This window comes from Streptomyces sp. NBC_01476 (genome assembly GCF_036227265.1).
Classification (GTDB): domain Bacteria; phylum Actinomycetota; class Actinomycetes; order Streptomycetales; family Streptomycetaceae; genus Actinacidiphila.
The window spans coordinates 4971822-4993545 of the sequence record NZ_CP109446.1 but is presented as its reverse complement, the minus strand read 5'-3'; the positions used below and the strand labels follow the sequence as shown (position 1 = coordinate 4993545).

The following is a 21724-nucleotide window of genomic DNA, read 5'->3' as shown; positions in this document are numbered from 1 at the left end:
GGGGACCAGAAGAACATCCCACCGTAACTTCCCCGCCATCCCCATCCACCGCACCTCACGCACCCCCCGCGGCGCGCCTACGCGGAACGGCACCCACCAGGGGCGCGGGCCCGCACCATGTCTGCGGCTCCCGCCGCGGGGGCCGCGACTGCGGAGAACGGCACCCACCAGGGGCGCGAGGAACTGCGCGAGCAACCAGCCACCGGCCGGTGGTCCGGACACGACAGCGACTGCCCCTTTCGGCCGGTGACGACGCTCAGCCGGTCGACAGCTGGTCGCGCAGTTCCTCCCCCAGACTTCGTCCGGGGGTACCCCCCAGCGCCCCTTCGGGGCACGACCCGAAGGGGCGCCGCTCCGTCGAAGAGAAGCAAAAAGGTGCCCCGCGCCGCCCGTAAGGCGAACGCGGGGCACCCCGCACCGGCTGCGGCGCCGCCGCGATGAGCGGCACCCCAAACCCGGTCAAGCAACCCGCAAGGATTACTTGTTGATCTTCGTGACCTGCCCGGCACCCACGGTCCGACCACCCTCACGGATGGCGAACTTCAGGCCCTCCTCCATGGCGATCGGCTGGATCAGCTGAACGCTCATGGCGGTGTTGTCGCCCGGCATGACCATCTCGGTGCCCTCGGGGAGGGTCACCACGCCGGTCACGTCCGTGGTACGGAAGTAGAACTGCGGACGGTAGTTGTTGAAGAACGGCGTGTGACGGCCGCCCTCGTCCTTGGACAGGATGTACGCCTGCGCCTCGAACTCGGTGTGCGGGGTGACCGTGCCCGGCTTGATGATGACCTGGCCGCGCTCGACATCCTCGCGCTTGATGCCACGAAGCAGCAGACCGACGTTCTCACCGGCCTGGCCCTCGTCGAGCAGCTTGCGGAACATCTCGATACCGGTGACCGTGGTGGTGGTCTTCTCGGTCTTGATGCCGATGATGTCGACGGTCTCGTTGACCTTGAGCACACCGCGCTCGATACGGCCGGTGACGACGGTGCCACGACCGGTGATCGTGAAGACGTCCTCGATCGGCATCAGGAACGGCTTCTCGACGTCACGCGTCGGAGTCGGGATCGACTCGTCCACGGCCGCCATGAGACCGAGGAGCTTCTCGCCCCACTCCTTGTCGCCCTCGAGCGCCTTGAGCGCCGAGACACGCACGACCGGCAGGTCGTCGCCCGGGAACTCGTACTCGGAGAGGAGTTCACGCACCTCGAGCTCGACGAGCTCCAGGATCTCCTCGTCGTCCACCATGTCGGCCTTGTTCAGCGCGACAACGATGTAGGGGACGCCGACCTGGCGGGCCAGGAGCACGTGCTCCTTGGTCTGCGGCATCGGGCCGTCGGTCGCGGCGACCACCAGGATCGCGCCGTCCATCTGGGCGGCACCGGTGATCATGTTCTTGATGTAGTCCGCGTGACCGGGGCAGTCGACGTGGGCGTAGTGACGCGACTCGGTCTGATACTCGACGTGCGCGATGGAGATGGTGATACCGCGCTGGCGCTCCTCAGGAGCCTTGTCGATCTGGTCGAAGGCCGAAGCCTCGTTCAGGTCCGGGTACGCGTCGTGCAGCACCTTGGTGATCGCCGCGGTAAGCGTGGTCTTACCGTGGTCGATGTGACCGATGGTGCCGATGTTGACGTGCGGCTTAGTCCGCTCGAACTTCGCCTTCGCCACTGGGGTCCTCCTGAGAGTGGATCTGTACGCCTTGCTTCATCGGCGCCAGGTGATCTTTGCTGGAATGCCGACCGCCGGGGTGTTTCCGGACCATAGTGCCCGGAAACACCCTGAAAGCCTGCTGTCAAGCCTAAACGAGGTACTACTCGCCCTTGGCCTTCGCGATGATCTCCTCGGCGACGTTCCGCGGAACCTCGGCGTAGGAGTCGAACTGCATGGAATAGCTGGCCCGGCCGGAAGTCTTCGACCTCAGGTCACCGACGTAGCCGAACATCTCCGACAGCGGAACCAGGCCCTTGACGACCCGGGCACCGCTGCGCTCTTCCATGGCCTGGATCTGGCCACGGCGGGAGTTGAGGTCGCCGATGACATCGCCCATGTAGTCCTCGGGCGTGGTGACCTCGACGGCCATCATCGGTTCGAGGAGCACGGGGCTCGCCTTGCGGGCACCCTCCTTGAACGCCTGCGATCCGGCGATCTTGAACGCCAGCTCGGAGGAGTCGACCTCGTGGTAACCGCCGTCGAGAAGGGTGACGCGCACGCCCACCATCTCGTAGCCGGCCAGGATGCCGAACTTCATTGCTTCCTGGGCGCCCGCGTCCACCGACGGGATGTACTCCCGGGGGATACGGCCACCGGTGACCTTGTTGACGAACTCGTAGGTGGCGTCGCCGCCTTCGAGCGGCTCGAGCATGATCTGCACCTTGGCGAACTGACCGGTACCACCGGTCTGCTTCTTGTGGGTGTAGTCAATGCGCTCGACCGTCTTGCGGATGGTCTCGCGGTACGCGACCTGTGGCTTGCCGACGTTGGCCTCGACCTTGAACTCGCGCCGCATCCGGTCGACCAGCACCTCAAGGTGCAGTTCGCCCATGCCGCCGATGATCGTCTGGCCGGTCTCCTCGTCCGAGTGAACCTGGAAGGAGGGGTCCTCCTCCGCGAGACGCTGGATGGCGACACCCAGCTTCTCCTGGTCACCCTTGGACTTGGGCTCGATCGCGACCTGGATGACCGGCGCCGGGAAGTCCATGGACTCCAGGATCACCGGGTTCTTGTCGTCGCTCAGCGTCTCACCGGTGGTGGTCTGCTTCAGGCCCATCACGGCGACGATGTCGCCGGCGCCCACCGACTCGATCTCCTCACGCTTGTTCGCGTGCATCCGGTAGATCTTGCCGATGCGCTCCTTCTTGCCCTTCACCGAGTTCAGCACAGCCGAACCCGCTTCGAGGCGACCGGAGTAGATCCGGACGAAGGTGAGCTTGCCGAGGTGCGGGTCGCTCATGATCTTGAACGCCAGGGCGGAGAGCGGCTCGTCGTCGGACGGACGACGCTTCACGATCTCCTCCGCGTTGCCGACCGCGTGGCCTTCGATGGCCTCGATGTCGACCGGGGAGGGGAGGAAGCGCACGACCGCGTCGAGCAGCGGCTGGACACCCTTGTTCTTGAACGCGCTGCCGCAGAACACCGGGGTGACGGTGGTGCCGCCGCCCTTTCCGGAGTGGATGGTGATCCGGCGGATCGCCTCGTACAGCTGCTCCTCGGTGGGCTCGGTGCCCTCCAGGTACAGCTCCATCATGGCGTCGTCGTTCTCCGCGACGGCTTCCAGCAGCTTGCCGCGCCACTCGTCGGCCGCTTCGGTGTGCGTGGCCGGGATGTCGACGACGTCGTACATCTCGCCCTTGGTCGCTTCCGCGGACCACACCAGGGCCTTCATGGTGACGAGGTCGACAACGCCCTTGAAGTCGGCCTCGGCGCCGATCGGCAGCTGCATGACGATCGGGGTGGCGCCGAGGCGGTCCACGATCATGTCGACACAGCGGTGGAACTCGGCGCCGGTGCGGTCGAGCTTGTTGACGAAGCAAATGCGGGGCACGCCGTAGCGGTCGGCCTGCCGCCAGACCGTCTCCGACTGCGGCTCCACACCGGCGACACCGTCGAACACGGTGACCGCACCGTCGAGGACGCGGAGCGAACGCTCCACCTCCACGGTGAAGTCCACGTGGCCCGGGGTGTCGATGATGTTGATGGTGTGGTCGACGTCGTCGAGCGGCCAGTGACAGGTCGTCGCGGCGGACGTGATCGTGATGCCGCGCTCCTGCTCCTGCTCCATCCAGTCCATGGTGGCTGCGCCGTCGTGGACTTCACCGATCTTGTAGGAGACACCGGTGTAGAACAGGATCCGCTCGGTGGTCGTCGTCTTGCCCGCGTCGATGTGGGCCATGATCCCGATGTTGCGGACCCTGGCCAGGTCAAGCGAAGTGGTGGCCATAGTGGCTCAGTCTTCTCTCGGTCTCGATGTGGGTGGTGACTACCAGCGGTAGTGCGCGAAGGCCTTGTTGGACTCGGCCATCTTGTGCGTGTCCTCGCGGCGCTTCACGGAGGCCCCCAGGCCATTGCTGGCGTCGAGGATCTCGTTCATCAGCCGCTCGGTCATGGTCTTCTCGCGGCGGGCGCGGGAGTAGCCGACCAGCCAGCGCAGGGCCAGCGTGTTCTGCCGGCCCGGGCGGACCTCGACCGGCACCTGGTAGGTCGCACCGCCGACGCGGCGGGACTTGACCTCAAGGGTCGGCTTGATGTTCTCCAGCGCGCGCTTCAGCGTGATCACCGGGTCGGCGCCGGCCTTCTCACGGAGGCCTTCCAGCGCGCCGTAGACGATGCGCTCGGCGGTGGAGCGCTTGCCGTGCAGCAGGATCTTGTTGACCAGCGACGTCACCAGCGGGGAGCCGTAAACCGGGTCGATGATGACCGGGCGCTTCGGGGCGGGGCCCTTACGAGGCATGCTTACTTCTCCTTCTTGGCGCCGTAGCGGCTGCGGGCCTGCTTACGGTTCTTGACGCCCTGCGTGTCGAGAGAACCGCGGATGATCTTGTACCGAACACCCGGCAGGTCCTTCACACGGCCGCCGCGCACGAGCACGATGGAGTGCTCCTGCAGGTTGTGGCCCTCGCCCGGGATGTAGGCGGTGACCTCGATGCCGCTGGTCAGCCGTACACGGGCGACCTTGCGCAGCGCCGAGTTGGGCTTCTTCGGGGTGGTCGTGTACACACGCGTGCAAACGCCACGGCGCTGGGGGGAACCCTTGAGCGCGGGCGTCTTGTTCTTCTCGACCTTGTCCTGCCGGCCCTTCCGGACCAGCTGCTGGATCGTAGGCACCGTTTCTCCGGTTTCTGTGTGCCGATCTCGATAAATCTAACCTGGGGCCCGACCCACGCGGTCGGGTGTGTCGCGGACCCCACACGTATCCGAACAAACGGAGAAGTGCGTATGACGCGGGTGTCGCGGCCTCGGTGCCCTTACGCGGTCGCATGGCACGCGCAAGAACCCGGGCACACCCCAGGCACAAGATGAGAGCGTACCTACCGCATCGACTGCGGTCAAAACAAATGCATCCAGGCACTGGACCGGCCGGAAGAAGTTCGCCCCGGGTGCTACAACGGCGCCGGTGCCCCCGGCATTCCCGGCGCGGCCGCAGCGGGTGCCGGAACGGCCGGGTTCAGCTTCCGGTCACCGCCGCGATGAAGACCAGCACCCACAGGGCGAGGCTGAGGTAGCCGATGACCAGGCCTGCTGTCGCCAGGCCGTCGCCGGTGCCGCCGTTCCGCCGGATCTCCCGCTTGGCGGTGTGGCCCAGGGCGATCGCCACCACCGGTCCGACGCCGAAGCTCCAGCCGGCCACGATGGAGACGGCCAGCGAGGCGACCGCCTTCCCGTTCGTCTGCGGCGGGCCGTAGGGCGGCGCGGGGTAGCGGGGGTACGGGGTCGGGTACGGCCGGAAGGCGGCCGGTACGGGTGGCGGTGGCGGCTTGGGGATGTCCTCGGTGAGGACGTCCAACTCCTCGTACGTACGTGCCTGGAAGGCGCGGCCGATCCGCTCCTCGTACTCGTCCTGGGTCAACCGCCCCTCGGCGAACGCCTCGCGCAGGACGTTCGCCGCCCGATCCCGATCCGCATCCCCGGCCAGCATCTCTCCATCATGCCGCAGTACGGGCGTTCCTGGGCGGAACGCCCGCTCTGTGTGGACAAGTTGTGACGCGACCCGCCGTGCCGGGCAGGCACGGTGCTCACCGGTCCGCCGGATCCTCACCCGTCAGTGCGGTGAGCGCCTCGACGATGAGCGCGACCAGCTCGTCCTTCGGCACGGACTGGATCTCCTCGAACCAGCCGAGCGAACGGCCGAGGCTGATGCCGTAGAGCGCCGAGACGGCGACCTCGGCACGCAGCCGGGGGCGGTCGAGGTTCCGGGCGGTCATCTCGGCGGCGAGCGGGTCGACGACGCGGCGGGCGATCCGGTCCCCCGCGGCCACCCGGATCTCCGGGGAGGTGTCGGCCCGGATGAGCGCCTGCATGATCGGGCCGGGCCCGCGTTCGTCGGACCTGCTGACCAGGGTGTCCGCGATCTGCGGCAGCCCCTCGAAGGCCCCGGGCCCCCGGGCGGCGGTGTCCTCCGCGACCACCGCGGCCACGTAGAGCTCCGCCTTGTTGCCGAAGTAGCGGGCGATCAGTGCGGCGTCGACCCCGGCCCGCTCGCCGATCTCGCGGATCGTGGTGCGCTCGAAGCCCTTCTGGCCGAAGAGCGCCTGCGCCGCGTGCAGCAGCGCCTGCTTGCTGGCGGCGGAGTCCCGGGCCCGGCCGGCCCTGGGCTCGGGCGCCGGCTCCTGGTCCGCACTCGTACCCGCACCCGTATCCGCACCCGTATCCGTGGGCGTCGTCCGGTCCGCGCTCACGCCGGCCCTCCTAGCGCTCGCCGGGTCCCCGGTCGTCCACCGTCATGAAACCGGAGCCGGCGAGTTCGGCTTCCTCCGTCATCATATTGTCGACCGCCCGCTCGGCCCCCGGGCCGGCCGCCTGTCCGACCTCCAGCTCCGCCCGCTGACCGGCCCCCTGACCGGCAAGGGCCCGCTTCCGGACGCCCAGCACCACCCCGCGGCTCGACCCCCGGCCGGGCAGCACGAAGCTGATCACCGCGGTGGCCACGCCCAGCCCGGACGCGATCACCAGCGCCGTCTCGAAGCCCGACACGGCCGGCAGCGCGTCCCCGGCGTGGGTGTGCGCCATCAGTACGGCGGCGGACAGCGCGCTGCCCAGCGTCAGTCCGATGCTCCGGAGCACCTGGTAGAAGCCGGTGGCGCTGCCCGTCTCGCGCTGCGGCACCGCCCGGACGATGAACCCGGGCATGGCCGCGTAGGTGAAGCCCATGCCGAAGCCGGCTATCCCGGACGTCACGAACGCCTCCCACAGCGCCGAGTGCTCCAGCGCGAAGAAGCCGGTCGCCACCGCGAAGACCAGCGAGCCGAGCGGGATCATGCTGCGCGCACCGAACCGCCGTTCGTACACGCCGAGGAAGCGGCTGGCCACGAAGTTCGCCACCGCGTACGGCACGAGCACCAGCCCGGAGACGACCAGCGACGCCCCGAACCCGTAGCCGTTGGCCACCGGGACCTGGACGAACTCCACCACGACCGGCAGCAGCAGGTACATCGCCACGCTGATCAGGAAGCCGCCCACGTCGGCGGTGAGCACCGACCGGTTCCGCACCTGGCGCAGGTCGATCAGCGGATCGGCGACCCGCAGTTCGTACGGTATCCACAGCGCGAGCAGCACCAGGCAGGCGGCGAAGATCCCCAGCGCGCGGGGCGAGGTCCACCCCCAGCCGCCGGCCTCGCTCAGCGCGACCGACAGGCCGATGACGACCAGGCTGATGATGCCGGCCCCGACGGTGTCGAACCGCCGGGCGGCGACCTTCGCCCGGCCGGGCAGTACGAGGGCGGCGAGCACGAACGCGGCTCCGACGGTGATCGCGCCGAACCAGTAGGCGCCGCGGAAGTCGAAGGTCTCGGCGATCAGCGCGGTCAGCGGGTAGCCGAGGCCGGCACCGATGGCGGCCGTCACCGACAGGGTGGCGATGGCCTGCCGGGACTTCTCCGGCGGAAGGTTCCTGCGGGCGATGGCCATCGCCACCGGCAGCAGGCCGAGGCCCACCCCCTGCAGGCCGCGGCCGACGATCAGCATCGCGAAGCCGCTGGAGACCGCGGCCACCACGCAGCCGGCCACCACCGCGCCGAGCGCGGCGAGGATCACGTCCCGCTGCCGTGGGCCGTCGGCGAGCCGGCCCATCACCGGAGTGGCCAGCGCGCCGGTCATCAAGGTGATGGTGAGCACCCACTCCGCGGTGCTCAGCGAAACTCCGTCGGCGCCGGCGATGGTCGGGATGAGAGGGGCGCCCAGGCTGGACACGACGGCCATCAGCGAGCCCACGACGACCAGGGTGGGTCCGAGCAGGCGCAGCCGCAGAGCGCGGCCTCCGGGCCCGGCTGACGCGAGGGCAGGCTGCCCGCTCATATCCGCATGCTCATATCTGCCCGCTCATGTCCGCTCGCCCCTGTCCGTCCGCCCATCGGCACGCCGCCGTCTTCTCAGGTCCACTGGTGTCGTTCACCGGTGTCATTCACCGATGTCATCAGCCGATGACAAGAAATAACGGTAACACACACCTATCCGCCCGGACGGCCCCTCCCCCACGCCCCCGCCTCACACAAAAAGGGCGGCCGCCCCGGAGAATCCGGGGCGGCCGCCCTTCCGATACGGCGACGATCAGCCGTTGTACGGACCGTAGTCGTAGTCCTCCAGCGGGACCGCCTGGCCCGAGCCGGTGCCGAACGGGCTGTAGTCGATGTCGTCGTAGCCGACGGCCGAGTACATCGCGGCCTTGGCCTCCTCGGTCGGCTCCACCCGGATGTTGCGGTAGCGGGACAGACCCGTACCGGCCGGGATGAGCTTGCCGATGATGACGTTCTCCTTCAGGCCCAGCAGCGAGTCGGACTTGGCGTGGATCGCCGCGTCCGTCAGCACCCGGGTGGTCTCCTGGAAGGACGCCGCCGACAGCCACGACTCGGTGGCCAGCGACGCCTTGGTGATACCCATCAGCTGCGGACGGCCGGAGGCGGGGTGACCGCCCTCGGCGACGACCCGGCGGTTCTCCTGCTCGAACCGGCCGCGCTCGACCAGCTCACCGGGCAGCAGCTCCGCGTCACCCGACTCGATGATCGTCACCCGGCGCAGCATCTGCCGGATGATGATCTCGATGTGCTTGTCGTGGATCGACACACCCTGCGAGTTGTAGACCTTCTGCACTTCCTGCACCAGGTGGATCTGCACCTGACGCTGGCCGAGGATCCGCAGCACGTCGTGCGGGTTGGTCGCGCCGTAGGTGAGCTTCTGCCCGACCTCGACGTGATCGCCCTCGCCGACCTGGAGCTTGACGCGCTTGGAGATCGGGTAGGCGATCTCCTCGGCGCCGTCGTCCGGCGTGACCACGATCTTCTTGGTCTTCTCGGTCTCCTCGATCCGCACCCGGCCGGCCGCCTCGGAGATCGGGGCGACACCCTTGGGAACACGGGCCTCGAAGAGCTCGACCACACGCGGCAGACCCTGCGTGATGTCGTCGCCGGCCACACCACCGGTGTGGAAGGTACGCATCGTCAGCTGGGTGCCGGGCTCACCGATCGACTGGGCAGCGATGATGCCGACGGCCTCGCCGATGTCCACCAGCTTGCCGGTGGCCAGCGAGCGGCCGTAGCAGTAGGCGCAGGTGCCGACGGCCGACTCGCAGGTGAGGATCGAGCGGGTCTTGACCTCCTCGACCCCCAGCCGCACGAGCTGGTCGATCAGCACGTCACCGAGGTCGACGTTGGCGGGCGCGACGACCTTGCCGTCCACCACCACGTCCTCGGCGAGCATCCGCGCGTACACGCTGGTCTCGACGTCGTCGGTCTTCCGCAGCGTGCCGTCCTGGCCACGCTCGGCGATCCGCAGCTTCAGACCGCGCTCGGTGCCGCAGTCCTCCTCACGGATGATCACGTCCTGCGAGACGTCCACCAGACGACGGGTCAGGTAACCCGAGTCGGCGGTACGCAGCGCGGTGTCGGCCAGACCCTTACGGGCACCGTGGGTGGAGATGAAGTACTCCAGCACGGACAGGCCCTCACGGAAGGACGCCTTGATCGGACGCGGGATGGTCTCGTTCTTGGCGTTCGAGACCAGACCGCGCATACCGGCGATCTGCCGCATCTGCATCATGTTTCCGCGGGCGCCCGAGTCGACCATCATGAAGATCGGGTTGGTCCGCGGGAAGTTGGCGTTCATCGCGACCGCGACCTCGTTGGTCGCCTTGGTCCAGATCTGGATCAGCTCGTCCGACCGCTCCTGCTTGGTGATCAGGCCGCGCTCGTACTGCTTCTGGACCTTCTCGTCCTGCGCCTCGTAAGAAGCGATGATCGCCTTCTTGGCCTCGGGCACGACGATGTCGGTGACGGCCACCGTGACACCCGAACGGGTGGCCCAGTGGAAGCCGGCCGCCTTCAGGTTGTCGAGCGTCGCCGCCACGATGACCTTCGGGTACCGCTCGGCGAGGTCGTTGACGATCTCGGAGAGCTGCTTCTTGCCGACCGCGTAGTCCACGAACGGGTAGTCCTCGGGCAGCAGCTCGTTGAAGAGCGCGCGGCCCAGCGTGGTGCGCAGCCGGAAGGAGTCGCCCAGCTGGTACGGCCGCTCCGTGCTGTCGGTGTCACCCTCGGCGGGCTCCGGCGGGGTCCAGCCGCGCGGCGGGACGGTGCCCACCGGGAACCGGATGTCGACCGGGGCCTGCATCGACAGCTCGCGGTTGTCGAACGCCATGATCGCCTCGGCGGTGGCGCCGAACGCCCGGCCCTCTCCGACGACCTCGCGCTCCTCGGAGTCCGTGGTCAGGAAGAACAGCCCCAGCACCATGTCCTGGGTCGGCATGGTGACCGGCCGGCCGTCGGCCGGCTTGAGGATGTTGTTCGAGGACAGCATCAGGATGCGGGCCTCGGCCTGTGCCTCCGCCGACAGCGGCAGGTGCACCGCCATCTGGTCGCCGTCGAAGTCCGCGTTGAACGCGGTGCAGACCAGCGGGTGGATCTGGATGGCCTTGCCCTCGACCAGCTGCGGCTCGAAGGCCTGGATACCCAGGCGGTGCAGGGTCGGCGCCCGGTTGAGCAGTACCGGGTGCTCGGCGATGACCTCTTCCAGCACGTCGTACACGACCGTGCGGCCGCGCTCGACCATCCGCTTGGCGGACTTGATGTTCTGCGCGTGGTTCAGGTCCACCAGGCGCTTCATCACGAACGGCTTGAAGAGTTCCAGCGCCATGGCCTTCGGCAGACCGCACTGGTGCAGCTTGAGCTGCGGGCCGACGACGATCACCGAACGGGCGGAGTAGTCGACGCGCTTGCCGAGCAGGTTCTGCCGGAAGCGGCCCTGCTTGCCCTTGAGCATGTCGGAGAGCGACTTCAGCGGACGGTTGCCGGGACCCGTGACCGGGCGGCCGCGGCGGCCGTTGTCGAAGAGCGCGTCGACGGCCTCCTGGAGCATCCGCTTCTCGTTGTTCACGATGATCTCGGGCGCACCGAGGTCGAGCAGGCGCTTGAGGCGGTTGTTGCGGTTGATCACCCGGCGGTACAGGTCGTTCAGGTCGGAGGTCGCGAAGCGGCCACCGTCCAGCTGCACCATCGGACGCAGGTCCGGCGGGATCACGGGTACGCAGTCCAGCACCATGCCACCGGGCTTGTTGGTGGTCTGCAGGAACGCCGAGACGACCTTGAGGCGCTTGAGCGCCCGGGTCTTCTTCTGGCCCTTGCCGGTGCGGATGATCTCGCGGAGGCGCTCGGCCTCCTCGTCGAGGTCGAAGGACTCCAGGCGCTTCTGCAGCGCCGCGGCACCCATCGAGCCCGAGAAGTAGGTACCGAAGCGGTCCCGCAGCTCGCGGTAGAGCAGCTCGTCGCCCTCCAGGTCCTGGACCTTGAGGTTCTTGAAGCGGGCCCACACCTCGTCGAGCCGGTCCAGCTCGCGCTGGGCGCGGTCGCGCAGCTGCTTCATCTCGCGCTCGGCACCTTCGCGCACCTTGCGGCGCACGTCGGCCTTGGCGCCCTCGTTCTCCAGCTCGCCGAGGTCGGCCTCCAGCTTCTTCTGGCGGCCTTCCACGTCGGAGTCACGGCGCTGCTCGATCTGGCTGCGCTCGACGGAGACCTGGGCCTCCAGCGACGGCAGGTCGCGGGTGCGGCGCTCCTCGTCGACCCACGTGATCATGTACGCCGCGAAGTAGATGACCTTCTCCAGGTCCTTCGGGGCGAGGTCCAGCAGGTAGCCGAGGCGCGACGGGACGCCCTTGAAGTACCAGATGTGCGTGACCGGCGCGGCCAGCTCGATGTGGCCCATCCGCTCACGGCGCACCTTGGCGCGAGTGACCTCGACGCCGCAGCGCTCACAGATGATGCCCTTGAAGCGGACCCGCTTGTACTTGCCGCAGTAGCACTCCCAGTCCCGGGTGGGGCCGAAGATCTTCTCGCAGAAGAGCCCGTCCTTTTCCGGCTTGAGGGTGCGGTAGTTGATGGTCTCCGGCTTCTTGACCTCGCCGTGGGACCAGGTCCGGATGTCGTCCGCGGTGGCAAGGCCGATCCGCAGCTCGTCGAAGAAGTTGACGTCGAGCACTGTGTCGTCAATCCCTCTCAGGGTTGATTCTCAAATGGTCTGTACGGGGCCGGTTGGGGGTCCCCCCGGCCGCGCCAGCGGCTGCGGGGGAGCCGCCGGGCCTGTGAAGGCCCGGCAGCAACCCGTCAGACCTCTTCGACGCTGCTCGGCTCGCGCCGGGACAGGTCGATTCCGAGCTCTTCCGCCGCGCGGAACACGTCCTCGTCGGTGTCCCGCATCTCGATGGACATGCCGTCCGAGGAGAGCACCTCCACGTTGAGGCAGAGCGACTGCATTTCCTTGATGAGCACCTTGAAGGACTCGGGAATGCCGGGCTCGGGGATGTTCTCGCCCTTGACGATGGCCTCGTAGACCTTCACGCGGCCGAGAACGTCGTCGGACTTGATGGTCAGCAGTTCCTGGAGTGCGTACGCGGCGCCATAAGCCTCCAGCGCCCACACCTCCATCTCGCCGAATCGCTGTCCGCCGAACTGCGCCTTACCACCCAGCGGCTGCTGGGTGATCATCGAGTACGGACCGGTGGACCGGGCGTGCAGCTTGTCGTCCACCAGGTGGTGCAGCTTGAGGATGTACATGTAGCCGACCGAGATCGGCTCCGGGAACGGCTCGCCGGAGCGGCCGTCGTACATCCGGGCCTTGCCGGACGGCAGCACCATCCGGTCGCCGTCGCGGTTGGGGACCGTGGCCTGGAAGAGGCCGGCGATCTCGTCCTCGCGCGCGCCGTCGAAGACCGGGGTGGCGACGTTGGTGTTCGGCTCCACCTGGCCGGCGCCGATGGCGTCGAGCCGGCGGGCCCACTCGTCGGCGATGCCGGCCACGTCCCAGCCCTGCTTGGCGAGCCAGCCGAGGTGGATCTCCAGCACCTGTCCCGGGTTCATCCGGGACGGGACGCCGAGCGGGTTGAGGATGATGTCGACCGCGGTGCCGTCCTCCAGGAACGGCATGTCCTCGACCGGCAGGATCTTGGAGATGACGCCCTTGTTGCCGTGCCGGCCGGCCAGCTTGTCGCCGTCGGTGATCTTCCGCTTCTGCGCCACGTACACGCGCACCAGCTGGTTCACACCGGGCGGCAGCTCGTCGCCCTCCTCACGGTCGAAGACGCGGACGCCGATGACCTTGCCGACCTCGCCGTGCGGCACCTTCAGCGAGGTGTCGCGGACCTCACGGGCCTTCTCGCCGAAGATCGCGCGCAGCAGCCGCTCCTCCGGAGTCAGCTCGGTCTCGCCCTTCGGCGTGACCTTGCCGACCAGGATGTCGCCGGCCACCACGTCGGCACCGATCCGGATGATCCCGCGCTCGTCGAGGTCCGCCAGGACCTCCTCGGAGACGTTGGGGATGTCCCGGGTGATCTCCTCGGGGCCGAGCTTGGTGTCACGGGCGTCGACCTCGTGCTCCTCGATGTGGATCGAGGAGAGGACGTCGTCCTGGACGAGGCGCTGCGACAGGATGATCGCGTCCTCGTAGTTGTGGCCCTCCCACGGCATGAACGCCACCAGGAGGTTCTTGCCGAGGGCCATCTCGCCCTCTTCGGTCGACGGACCGTCGGCGAGCACCTGACCGACGACGACCCGGTCGCCCTCGTTCACCACGACCTTCTGGTTGAAGGACGTGCCCTGGTTGGAGCGGGAGAACTTGGCCACCCGGTAGGTGTTGTAGGTGCCGTCGTCGTTGGTGACCGTGACGTAGTCCGCGGAGACCTCCTGGACCACACCGTCCTTCTCGGCCTTGATGACGTCGCCGGCGTCGACCGCGCAGCGGTACTCCATGCCGGTGCCGACCAGCGGCGCTTCGGCCTTGATCAGCGGTACGGCCTGGCGCATCATGTTCGATCCCATGAGCGCGCGGTTGGCGTCGTCGTGCTCCAGGAACGGGATCATCGCGGTCGCGACCGACACCATCTGGCGCGGCGAGACGTCCATGTAGTCGACGTCGTCACCGGGGATGTAGTCGATCTCGCCGCCACGGCGGCGGACCAGCACGCGGGACTCGGCGAACCGCAGGTCCTCGGTGAGCGGCGCGTTGGCCTGCGCGATGACGAAGCGGTCCTCCTCGTCGGCGGTCAGGTAGTCCACGTCGTCGGTGACGACACCCTCGACGACCTTGCGGTACGGGGTCTCGACGAAGCCGAAGGCGTTGACCCGGCCGTAGGAGGCGAGCGAGCCGATCAGGCCGATGTTCGGGCCTTCCGGGGTCTCGATCGGACACATCCGGCCGTAGTGCGACGGGTGCACGTCACGGACCTCGAAGCCGGCCCGCTCACGGGACAGACCGCCGGGGCCCAGCGCCGACAGGCGGCGCTTGTGGGTCAGGCCCGAGAGCGGGTTCGTCTGGTCCATGAACTGGGAGAGCTGGCTGGTGCCGAAGAACTCCTTGATGGAGGCGACGACCGGCCGGATGTTGATCAGGGTCTGCGGCGTGATCGCCTCGACGTCCTGAGTCGTCATCCGCTCGCGGACCACGCGCTCCATCCGGGCCAGGCCGGTACGGACCTGGTTCTGGATGAGCTCGCCGACGTTGCGCAGGCGGCGGTTGCCGAAGTGGTCGATGTCGTCGACCTCGACCACGATCTGCGAGCCGTTGTCGCCCGAGGTCTCGGTCTCACCGGCGTGCAGCTTCACCAGGTACTTGATGGTGGCGATGATGTCGTCGGTGGTGAGCACGCCGGCGTCCAGCGGAGCTTCGCCGCCGAGCTTCTTGTTCACCTTGTAGCGGCCGACCTTCGCGAGGTCGTAGCGCTTCGGGTTGAAGTAGAGGTTCTCCAGCAGGGTCTGGGCGGCCTCCTTGGTCGGCGGCTCGCCCGGGCGCAGCTTGCGGTAGATGTCGAGCAGCGCGTCGTCCTGGCCCTGGGTGTGGTCCTTCTCCAGGGTGGCGCGCATGGACTCGTACTCGCCGAACTCCTCCAGGATCTGCTCGGTGCTCCAGCCAAGCGCCTTGAGCAGCACGGTGACCGACTGCTTGCGCTTGCGGTCGATGCGGACACCGACCATGTCGCGCTTGTCGATCTCCATCTCCAGCCAGGCACCCCGGGACGGGATGATCTTGGCGGAGAAGATGTCCTTGTCGGACGTCTTGTCGATCTGGCTGTCGAAGTAGACACCCGGCGAGCGGACCAGCTGCGACACGACGACACGCTCGGTGCCGTTGATGCAGAAGGTGCCCTTGCTGGTCATCAGGGGGAAGTCCCCCATGAAGACCGTCTGGGACTTGATCTCGCCGGTCTCGTTGTTGGTGAACTCGGCGGTGACGAAGAGCGGGGCGCCGTAGGTGAAGTCGCGCTCCTTGCACTCGTCCAGCGAGTTCTTCGGGGGCTCGAACCGGTGGTCACGGAACGTGAGCGACATCGACCCGGAGAAGTCCTCGATCGGGGAGATCTCTTCGAAGATCTCCTCCAGACCGGACTTCCTGGGGACGTCCTGCCCACTGTCAAGGGCCGCCTCGACCCGGGCCTTCCACGCGGCGTTCCCGAGCAGCCAGTCAAAGCTCTCGGTCTGGAGCGCGAGGAGGTTCGGAACTTCGAGGGGTTCACGGATCTTCGCGAAAGAAATGCGCAGCGGTGCGGTGCTTGCGCCGTTGTTCGAGTTGGTAGTCGAGGCGTTGCGCGAGGCGGCCAAGAGGGGGTCCTTCCGAGGGCTCGGACTCACTACGCGCGTACCGGTCCACCCCTGAGCTGAAGGGAAAAGCCCTGATGACAGGCCCCTTCAGGGTTGCTCAGATACGGGCATGCTCCTGGTGACGGGCCAGGCAGCAGCTAACAGGCAGCGCAAAGGGACAGTGTAGCCACTTGGCCCACTGATGTCCAGAGCTGTGATTCGGAGTACCGAATCGTCGCCCCCTCGCCCACCTCGCGGGGTCCGGCCCTCGGAGCCCGGACCCGCTTATCCGTCACGCTGCATTGCCATGCATTCCCGCATCCGCGTCGATCCATGCATCCGACCCGGATCGAACTGGCGGACCCCAGGGGCCGGCCACCGGCGCACCACCGCGGGACTCACGGCGCGTCCTGAGAATTGCGCGATGCGTGCCATACGTCAAGGCCCCAGCCTCGCGTAGATCGAAAACGGCCGAAGGCGGCCACCCTTTCGAGTGGCCGCCTCCGGCGGGTGGAGCAGGGTGGAGCAGGGGTCGAGCTGGTGTTACTTGACCTCGACCGAGGCGCCGGCGGCCGCGAGGGACTCGCGGGCCTTCTCGGCGGCTTCCTTGGTGGCCTTCTCCAGGACCGGCTTCGGGGCGCCGTCCACGAGGTCCTTGGCTTCCTTCAGACCCAGCGAGGTCAGCTCACGCACGACCTTGATGACCTGGATCTTCTTCTCGCCGGCACCCGTGAGGATGACGTCGAACTCGTCCTGCTCCTCGGGGGCGTCCGCGACGGCGGCCGGGCCCGCGACGCCGGCCACGGCGACCGGGGCGGCAGCGGTGACGTCGAACTTCTCCTCGAAGGCCTTCACGAACTCGGAGAGCTCGATGAGGGTGAGGTTCTCGAACTGCTCGAGCAGCTCGGCCTGGCTGAGCTTCGCCATGATGGCGGTCCTTCCACTAATTCGGCTGGTGCCGGGTGTACATGTCGGCGGGCGTACTCGGTGCCCGCTGGACTGCTGACGTAGCCGGGTCGGCTATTCGGCAGCCTCGGCGGGAGCCGGCGTACCGGCACCGCCCTGCTCTTCCGCCTGCTTGGCCCGAAGCGCCTCCGCGGTGCGGACGAACTTCGAGGGGAGCGCCTGGAAGACCGCGGCAGCCTGGGACTGCTTGGCCTTCATGGCACCCGCCAGCTTGGCGAGCAGAACCTCGCGGGACTCGAGGTCCGCGAGCTTCTTGATCTCGTCGGCGGACAGCGCCTTGCCGTCAAGGACACCGCCCTTGATGACGAGGTTGGGGTTGTCCTTGGCGAAGTCACGAAGACCCTTCGCCGCCTCGACCGGGTCACCGGCGACGAAGGCGACGGCCGACGGACCCGCGAACAGGTCGTCGAGCGTGCTGATCCCGGCCTCGTTGGCCGCGATCTTGGTCAGCGTGTTCTTCACCACGGCGTACGTGACGTTCTCACCGAGTGAACGGCGCAGCGTCTTGAGCTGCGCCACGGTGAGACCGCGGTACTCGGTCAGCATCGCGGCGTTCGAGGAGCGGAACTGATCCGTCAACTCGGCAACCGCGGCAGCCTTGTCGGGCCTCGCCATGAGTCTCGGCCTCCTTCCGGGTGATTGCGGACCGTCCGGCACGCGAAGGAGGGAACCCGAGTCGTGGAGCACCCCGAGTCGTACAGAAATGCAGAACGCCCCATGCGCGGGCGCACGGGGCTCAGCTCAACGGAACAGTGGCATGCACCGATCCGGAGATCTTCCTCGGTCACCTGCGCGGGCCGTCCGCATCCAGCGGATCCTTCGGCCGCCCCACCCCTCGCGGGGCATGGCGACAACCAGCGGTCTTTGGCTTCCCCGGAAGCGTACGGGACCGGCCCCCCACCGGGCAAATCGCCTCCGGGGGGCCGGGCACCGGGCTGACCCCTACGGGGCCCCGGTCATCTCGGTGAAGTCCACGTAGTCACCGGCGGCCGGCTTCCGCACCGAGACCTTCGTGCCGAAGTCCGAGTAGTAGGTGGTCGACTCGGTGTCACCGGTGCTCGCGTGGGCGCTGGAGACCGCCTTGACCGGCAGGTTGTCCGAGGAGACCCAGAGGTCCACCTGCTCGGTGGTGACCCCGGCCGTCTTCAGCGTCTTCTGCAGGTCGGCCAGCTCCTGCGGGGTCATGTCGGTGGACGTCTGCTCGGTGACGTCGTCCACGTCGAGCGTGCCGGAGTAGTGGGTCGTGGGCACACCGCGTACGTCCTCGCTGCCGACCTTGTGGACGTTCGGCGAGGCCATGATGTACTGCACCGACCGCGACGGGTTGTTGTTCTGCAGCTGGTCCGAGAGGAAGGCGCCCGAGCCGCCGGCCACCTTGGCCAGGTCGTCGTAGCCGTACCGGATCCAGTGCTTGCCGCCGATCTGGTCGGACATCTTCTGCCCCATGTTCACGTAGTACGCGTCCGTGAGGTAGCGCGCCCGCATGGTGTCGCCGAGACCGGCCTTCTCGATGGTGTCGCGGTACGTGCCGCCGGTGTACGTGATCGTCATCTCGGCCTTGTTGCCGTCCGACCAGTCCATCGCGCCCGTGGACCGCGTGGACATCGTGTCGCCGGCCTTCATGGTGCTCTCGATCTTCGCCGAGTTCGCCGCGTCGGCGCGCTTCTCCACCACGTTGAGCGCCTCGACGGCCTGGGCGACCGAGGTGTCCTTGCCGCCGCCCGGGCTCGTGGCCGGGGACGAGGCGGTGACCGACGGGCCGGCCGTCCGGTCACCGTCACCGGAGGCGGAGTCGTGCGAGCCCCCGGAGCAGGCCGCCAGGCCGAGCAGTGAGGTGACGGCCGCGACGGCCAGTGTGGTGCTGCGGACAACCCGCATGTGATCCTCCCCCGCGGTGCGGGCCGTCCGCCCCCACCGGCATCGTCAGAACCTTAGCCCGGACGGCTGACACACAGCGGGCCGGGCCCGCCCCTGTGGTAAGGGACGGGCCCGGCCTCGTGTGCGGTTCCCGGAGGTGTCAGAGGGCGCGTCAGACCGACGCGGGGTCCTCTTCCACCAGCAGGTTGCGGGTGCGGTTCGGGTCGACCTGGATGCCGGGGCCCATGGTCGTGGAGACCGCGGCCTTGCGGACGTACCGGCCCTTGGCCGCGGACGGCTTCAGCCGCAGGATCTCGTCCAGCGCGGCGGCGTAGTTCTCCACCAGCTGGGCGTCGTCGAAGGAGACCTTGCCGATGATGAAGTGCAGGTTCGAGTGCTTGTCCACGCGGAACTCGATCTTGCCGCCCTTGATCTCGGTGACCGCCTTCGCCACGTCGGGCGTCACGGTGCCGGTCTTCGGGTTCGGCATCAGACCGCGCGGGCCGAGCACGCGGCCCAGCCGGCCGACCTTGCCCATCAGGTCCGGGGTGGCGACGACGGCGTCGAAGTCCAGCCGGCCCTTCGCCACCTCGTCGATCAGTTCGTCGGAGCCGACGATGTCGGCTCCCGCGGCTTCCGCGGCCGCAGCACGGTCACCGGTCGCGAAGACCAGGACCCGGGCGGTCTTGCCGGTGCCGTGCGGAAGGTTCACGGTGCCACGGACCATCTGGTCCGCCTTGCGGGGGTCGACACCCAGCCGGAAGGCGACCTCGACGGTCGAGTCGAACTTGGTGGTCGCGGTCTCCTTGGCGATACGGACGGCCTCCAGGGGCGCGTACAGGCGCTCCTGGTCGATCTTGGCGTCCGCAGCGCGGAGAGACTTGCTGCGCTTGCTCACGTTCTGCTCCTGTCAGGGGGGTGGAGTCGTGGTGCGGGCCGAGCAGGCCCTGCCACAGGTGCGGGTGCGACGGCCGTTGGCCCGCGCACCGTTCTGCCGGAGTGGACGTCAGCCCTCTCCATTTTTTGCTCGGTCTTCCTGCTCACTCGCTCCGCGGACCGCCTCGTTCCTCGGCCGGCCACTGCGCGAGCTCGGGCGTCAGCCCTCTTCGTCTTTCACTCGGTCTTCCTGCTCACTCGCTTCGCGGACGGCCTCGTTCCTCGGCCGGCCACTGCGCGAGCTCGGGCGTCAGCCCTCGACCGTGATGCCCATGGAACGTGCCGTGCCCGCGATGATCTTCTCCGCGGCGTCCAGGTCGTTCGCGTTGAGGTCGGGGAGCTTCGTGGTGGCGATCTCCCGCACCTGGTCGCGCGTCAGCTTCGCGACCTTCTTGACGTGCGGCTCGCCGGAGCCCTTCTCGACACCCGCGGCCTTCAGGATCAGCTTGGCGGCCGGCGGCGTCTTGGTGATGAAGGTGAAGCTGCGGTCGTCGTAGACCGTGATCTCCACCGGGATCACCATGCCGCGCTGCGACTCGGTGGCCGCGTTGTACGCCTTGCAGAATTCCATGATGTTCACGCCGTGCTGGCCCAGTGCGGGGCCGACCGGCGGCGCCGGGTTGGCCGCACCGGCGTTGATCTGGAGCTTGATCAGCCCCGTGACTTTCTTCTTCTTGGGAGGCATTGCTCTCTCCGGGTCCTGTTGAGAGTGTTCGTGCCTGCGAGCAGGCATACCGCACCACGATAGCGGGTATCGGGCCGCGACCTGAAATGCGCCCGCCCGCTGCCCGGGACCCCGGCGGACCAGGCAGACAGGGGCAGCCCGGGCCCTGAGCGTGTCGCCGGACGAGGCGCCCCCTCCCCCGCCACCCTGGACGTGGCCGCCCCCGGCCCGCCGAGAGGAGAACCCCGTGCCCCCCACCACCCCGCTGACCGGCGCCGAACTCGACCAGGCACTGTCCGCGCTGCCCGGCTGGACCGTGACGGACGGTCTGCTCAGCGCCTCGTTCACCGCCGACCGGGCCGCACTGCCCGGGCTGTACACGGCCGTCGCGGCGGCGGAGGACGCCGCCGACCACCACGCCGTGGTGCGGATCCTCTACACCACGATCGGGTTCGGCCTGAACACCCATGACGCGGGCGGGGCCATCACCGCGAAGGACACCACCATGGCCGCCCGCATCAGCGAACTCGCCGCCGCGCACCACGCCCGCCCGGCGGGCTGACGCCCGGCCCCCTCCACCGCGCCCCGCGTTTCCCCGGAAGGCAAAGAAAATCTACACGCGTTGTTCTTGGCATGGACATCGCCAATCAAGTGATGCTACGTAATCACCTGGTCACCATTCTCAGGCAGCGATCCTGCCCGACCAGGAGGTTCCGTGAGACTCACCAGGTCACTGTCAGCGCTCGGCGCGCTGGTATCCGCCTTTACCCTCGCCATCGTGTGCACCGGTCCGGCCCAGGCGGCCGGGCCGTCCTACGTCGCCCTCGGCGACTCCTACTCGGCCGGCAACGGCGCAGGGAACTACATCAGTTCCAGCGGTGACTGCCACCGCAGCAACAGTGCGTACCCCGCCTTGTGGGCCAGCGCCCACGGCGCCTCGTCCTTCACCTTCGCCGCCTGCTCGGGGGCGGTGACCACCGACGTGACCAACAGCCAGCTCGGCTCGCTGAGCGCCTCGACCACCCTGGTCACCGTCACCATCGGCGGCAACGACGCGGGCTTCTCCGACGTGATCACCACCTGTGTGGCCGGCTCCGACAGCACGTGCGTCAACCGCGTCAACACCGCGGAGAACTACGTGCGCACCACGCTGCCCGGCCGGCTCGACGCGGTCTACAACGCGATCCGCGCCAAGGCGCCCTCGGCCCGGGTCGTGGTCCTGGGATACCCGGACCTCTACACCCTCAACGTCTTCTGCATCGGCCTCAGCGCCACCAAGCACCAGAAGATCGACGAGGCCGCCGATCTGATCGACACCACCACCGCGGCCCGCGCCTCCGCGCACGGCTTCGTCTTCGGTGACGTCCGCAGCACCTTCCGCGGGCACGAACTCTGCTCCGGTGACGACTACCTCCACGACCTCGCCCTCCCGACCTGGGAGTCGTACCACCCGACCGCGCTCGGTCACTCCGCCGGCTACCTGCCCGTGCTCAACGCCGACGACTGACCTCACCCCCGGCACAGCCGACAGGGC

The 21724-nt window shown here is 68.2% G+C and carries 16 protein-coding genes; 2 read left to right on the top strand and 14 right to left on the bottom strand.

The window, feature by feature from the left end; all coding sequences use genetic code 11:
- Nucleotides 1-477 precede the first annotated feature (477 nt).
- From tuf to rplK, 14 genes are all read right to left on the bottom strand, one after another.
- On the bottom strand, nucleotides 478-1671 hold the full coding sequence (tuf, locus tag OG552_RS21820) for an elongation factor Tu (protein ID WP_329135449.1): 1194 nt from the start codon (nucleotides 1669-1671) through the stop codon (nucleotides 478-480).
- Nucleotides 1672-1813: 142 nt separating this feature from the next.
- Nucleotides 1814-3940 (bottom strand): elongation factor G, encoded by a 2127-nt coding sequence (gene fusA / locus OG552_RS21815; protein ID WP_329135447.1) that lies wholly within the window; start codon nucleotides 3938-3940, stop codon nucleotides 1814-1816.
- A gap of 39 nt (nucleotides 3941-3979) precedes the next feature.
- Nucleotides 3980-4450: a 30S ribosomal protein S7 gene (rpsG, locus tag OG552_RS21810; RefSeq protein ID WP_033177779.1), complete on the bottom strand. Its 471-nt coding sequence runs from the start codon at nucleotides 4448-4450 to the stop codon at nucleotides 3980-3982.
- A 2-nt stretch (nucleotides 4451-4452) separates the two neighbouring features.
- Nucleotides 4453-4824: a 30S ribosomal protein S12 gene (gene rpsL, locus OG552_RS21805; protein WP_014144289.1), complete on the bottom strand. Its 372-nt coding sequence runs from the start codon at nucleotides 4822-4824 to the stop codon at nucleotides 4453-4455.
- Nucleotides 4825-5164: 340 nt separating this feature from the next.
- On the bottom strand, nucleotides 5165-5635 hold the full coding sequence (locus tag OG552_RS21800) for a DUF1707 and DUF4190 domain-containing protein (RefSeq protein ID WP_329135444.1): 471 nt from the start codon (nucleotides 5633-5635) through the stop codon (nucleotides 5165-5167).
- Between the two features lie 97 nt (nucleotides 5636-5732).
- The gene (locus OG552_RS21795; RefSeq protein WP_329135442.1) at nucleotides 5733-6395 is read right to left on the bottom strand and encodes a TetR family transcriptional regulator; all 663 of its coding nucleotides are present in this window, start codon (nucleotides 6393-6395) and stop codon (nucleotides 5733-5735) included.
- Between the two features lie 10 nt (nucleotides 6396-6405).
- Nucleotides 6406-8010: an MFS transporter gene (locus tag OG552_RS21790; RefSeq protein WP_329135440.1), complete on the bottom strand. Its 1605-nt coding sequence runs from the start codon at nucleotides 8008-8010 to the stop codon at nucleotides 6406-6408.
- A 252-nt stretch (nucleotides 8011-8262) separates the two neighbouring features.
- The gene (locus OG552_RS21785) at nucleotides 8263-12177 is read right to left on the bottom strand and encodes a DNA-directed RNA polymerase subunit beta' (RefSeq protein WP_329135438.1); all 3915 of its coding nucleotides are present in this window, start codon (nucleotides 12175-12177) and stop codon (nucleotides 8263-8265) included.
- Between the two features lie 125 nt (nucleotides 12178-12302).
- Nucleotides 12303-15788 (bottom strand): DNA-directed RNA polymerase subunit beta, encoded by a 3486-nt coding sequence (gene rpoB / locus OG552_RS21780; RefSeq protein WP_329135436.1) that lies wholly within the window; start codon nucleotides 15786-15788, stop codon nucleotides 12303-12305.
- 522 nt (nucleotides 15789-16310) lie between these two features.
- A complete protein-coding gene (rplL, locus tag OG552_RS21775) occupies nucleotides 16311-16694 on the bottom strand; it encodes a 50S ribosomal protein L7/L12 (RefSeq protein ID WP_329135434.1) in 384 nt (127 codons plus the stop codon).
- A 93-nt stretch (nucleotides 16695-16787) separates the two neighbouring features.
- Nucleotides 16788-17348 (bottom strand): 50S ribosomal protein L10, encoded by a 561-nt coding sequence (rplJ, locus tag OG552_RS21770; RefSeq protein WP_329135432.1) that lies wholly within the window; start codon nucleotides 17346-17348, stop codon nucleotides 16788-16790.
- Nucleotides 17349-17675: 327 nt separating this feature from the next.
- Complete coding sequence (locus tag OG552_RS21765) at nucleotides 17676-18611, bottom strand: hypothetical protein (RefSeq protein WP_329135430.1); 936 nt, start codon at nucleotides 18609-18611, stop codon at nucleotides 17676-17678.
- A gap of 151 nt (nucleotides 18612-18762) precedes the next feature.
- A complete protein-coding gene (gene rplA / locus OG552_RS21760; protein WP_329135427.1) occupies nucleotides 18763-19488 on the bottom strand; it encodes a 50S ribosomal protein L1 in 726 nt (241 codons plus the stop codon).
- 288 nt (nucleotides 19489-19776) lie between these two features.
- Nucleotides 19777-20211, bottom strand: coding sequence for a 50S ribosomal protein L11 (gene rplK / locus OG552_RS21755; protein ID WP_329135425.1), 435 nt, complete (start codon nucleotides 20209-20211; stop codon nucleotides 19777-19779).
- Between the two features lie 226 nt (nucleotides 20212-20437).
- Here rplK and OG552_RS21750 point away from each other — a divergent pair, with 226 nt between their 5' ends.
- The gene (locus OG552_RS21750) at nucleotides 20438-20752 is read left to right on the top strand and encodes a 4a-hydroxytetrahydrobiopterin dehydratase (protein ID WP_329135423.1); all 315 of its coding nucleotides are present in this window, start codon (nucleotides 20438-20440) and stop codon (nucleotides 20750-20752) included.
- Between the two features lie 153 nt (nucleotides 20753-20905).
- Nucleotides 20906-21697, top strand: coding sequence for an SGNH/GDSL hydrolase family protein (locus OG552_RS21745; RefSeq protein WP_329135421.1), 792 nt, complete (start codon nucleotides 20906-20908; stop codon nucleotides 21695-21697).
- The last annotated feature ends 27 nt before the right edge of the window (nucleotides 21698-21724 follow it).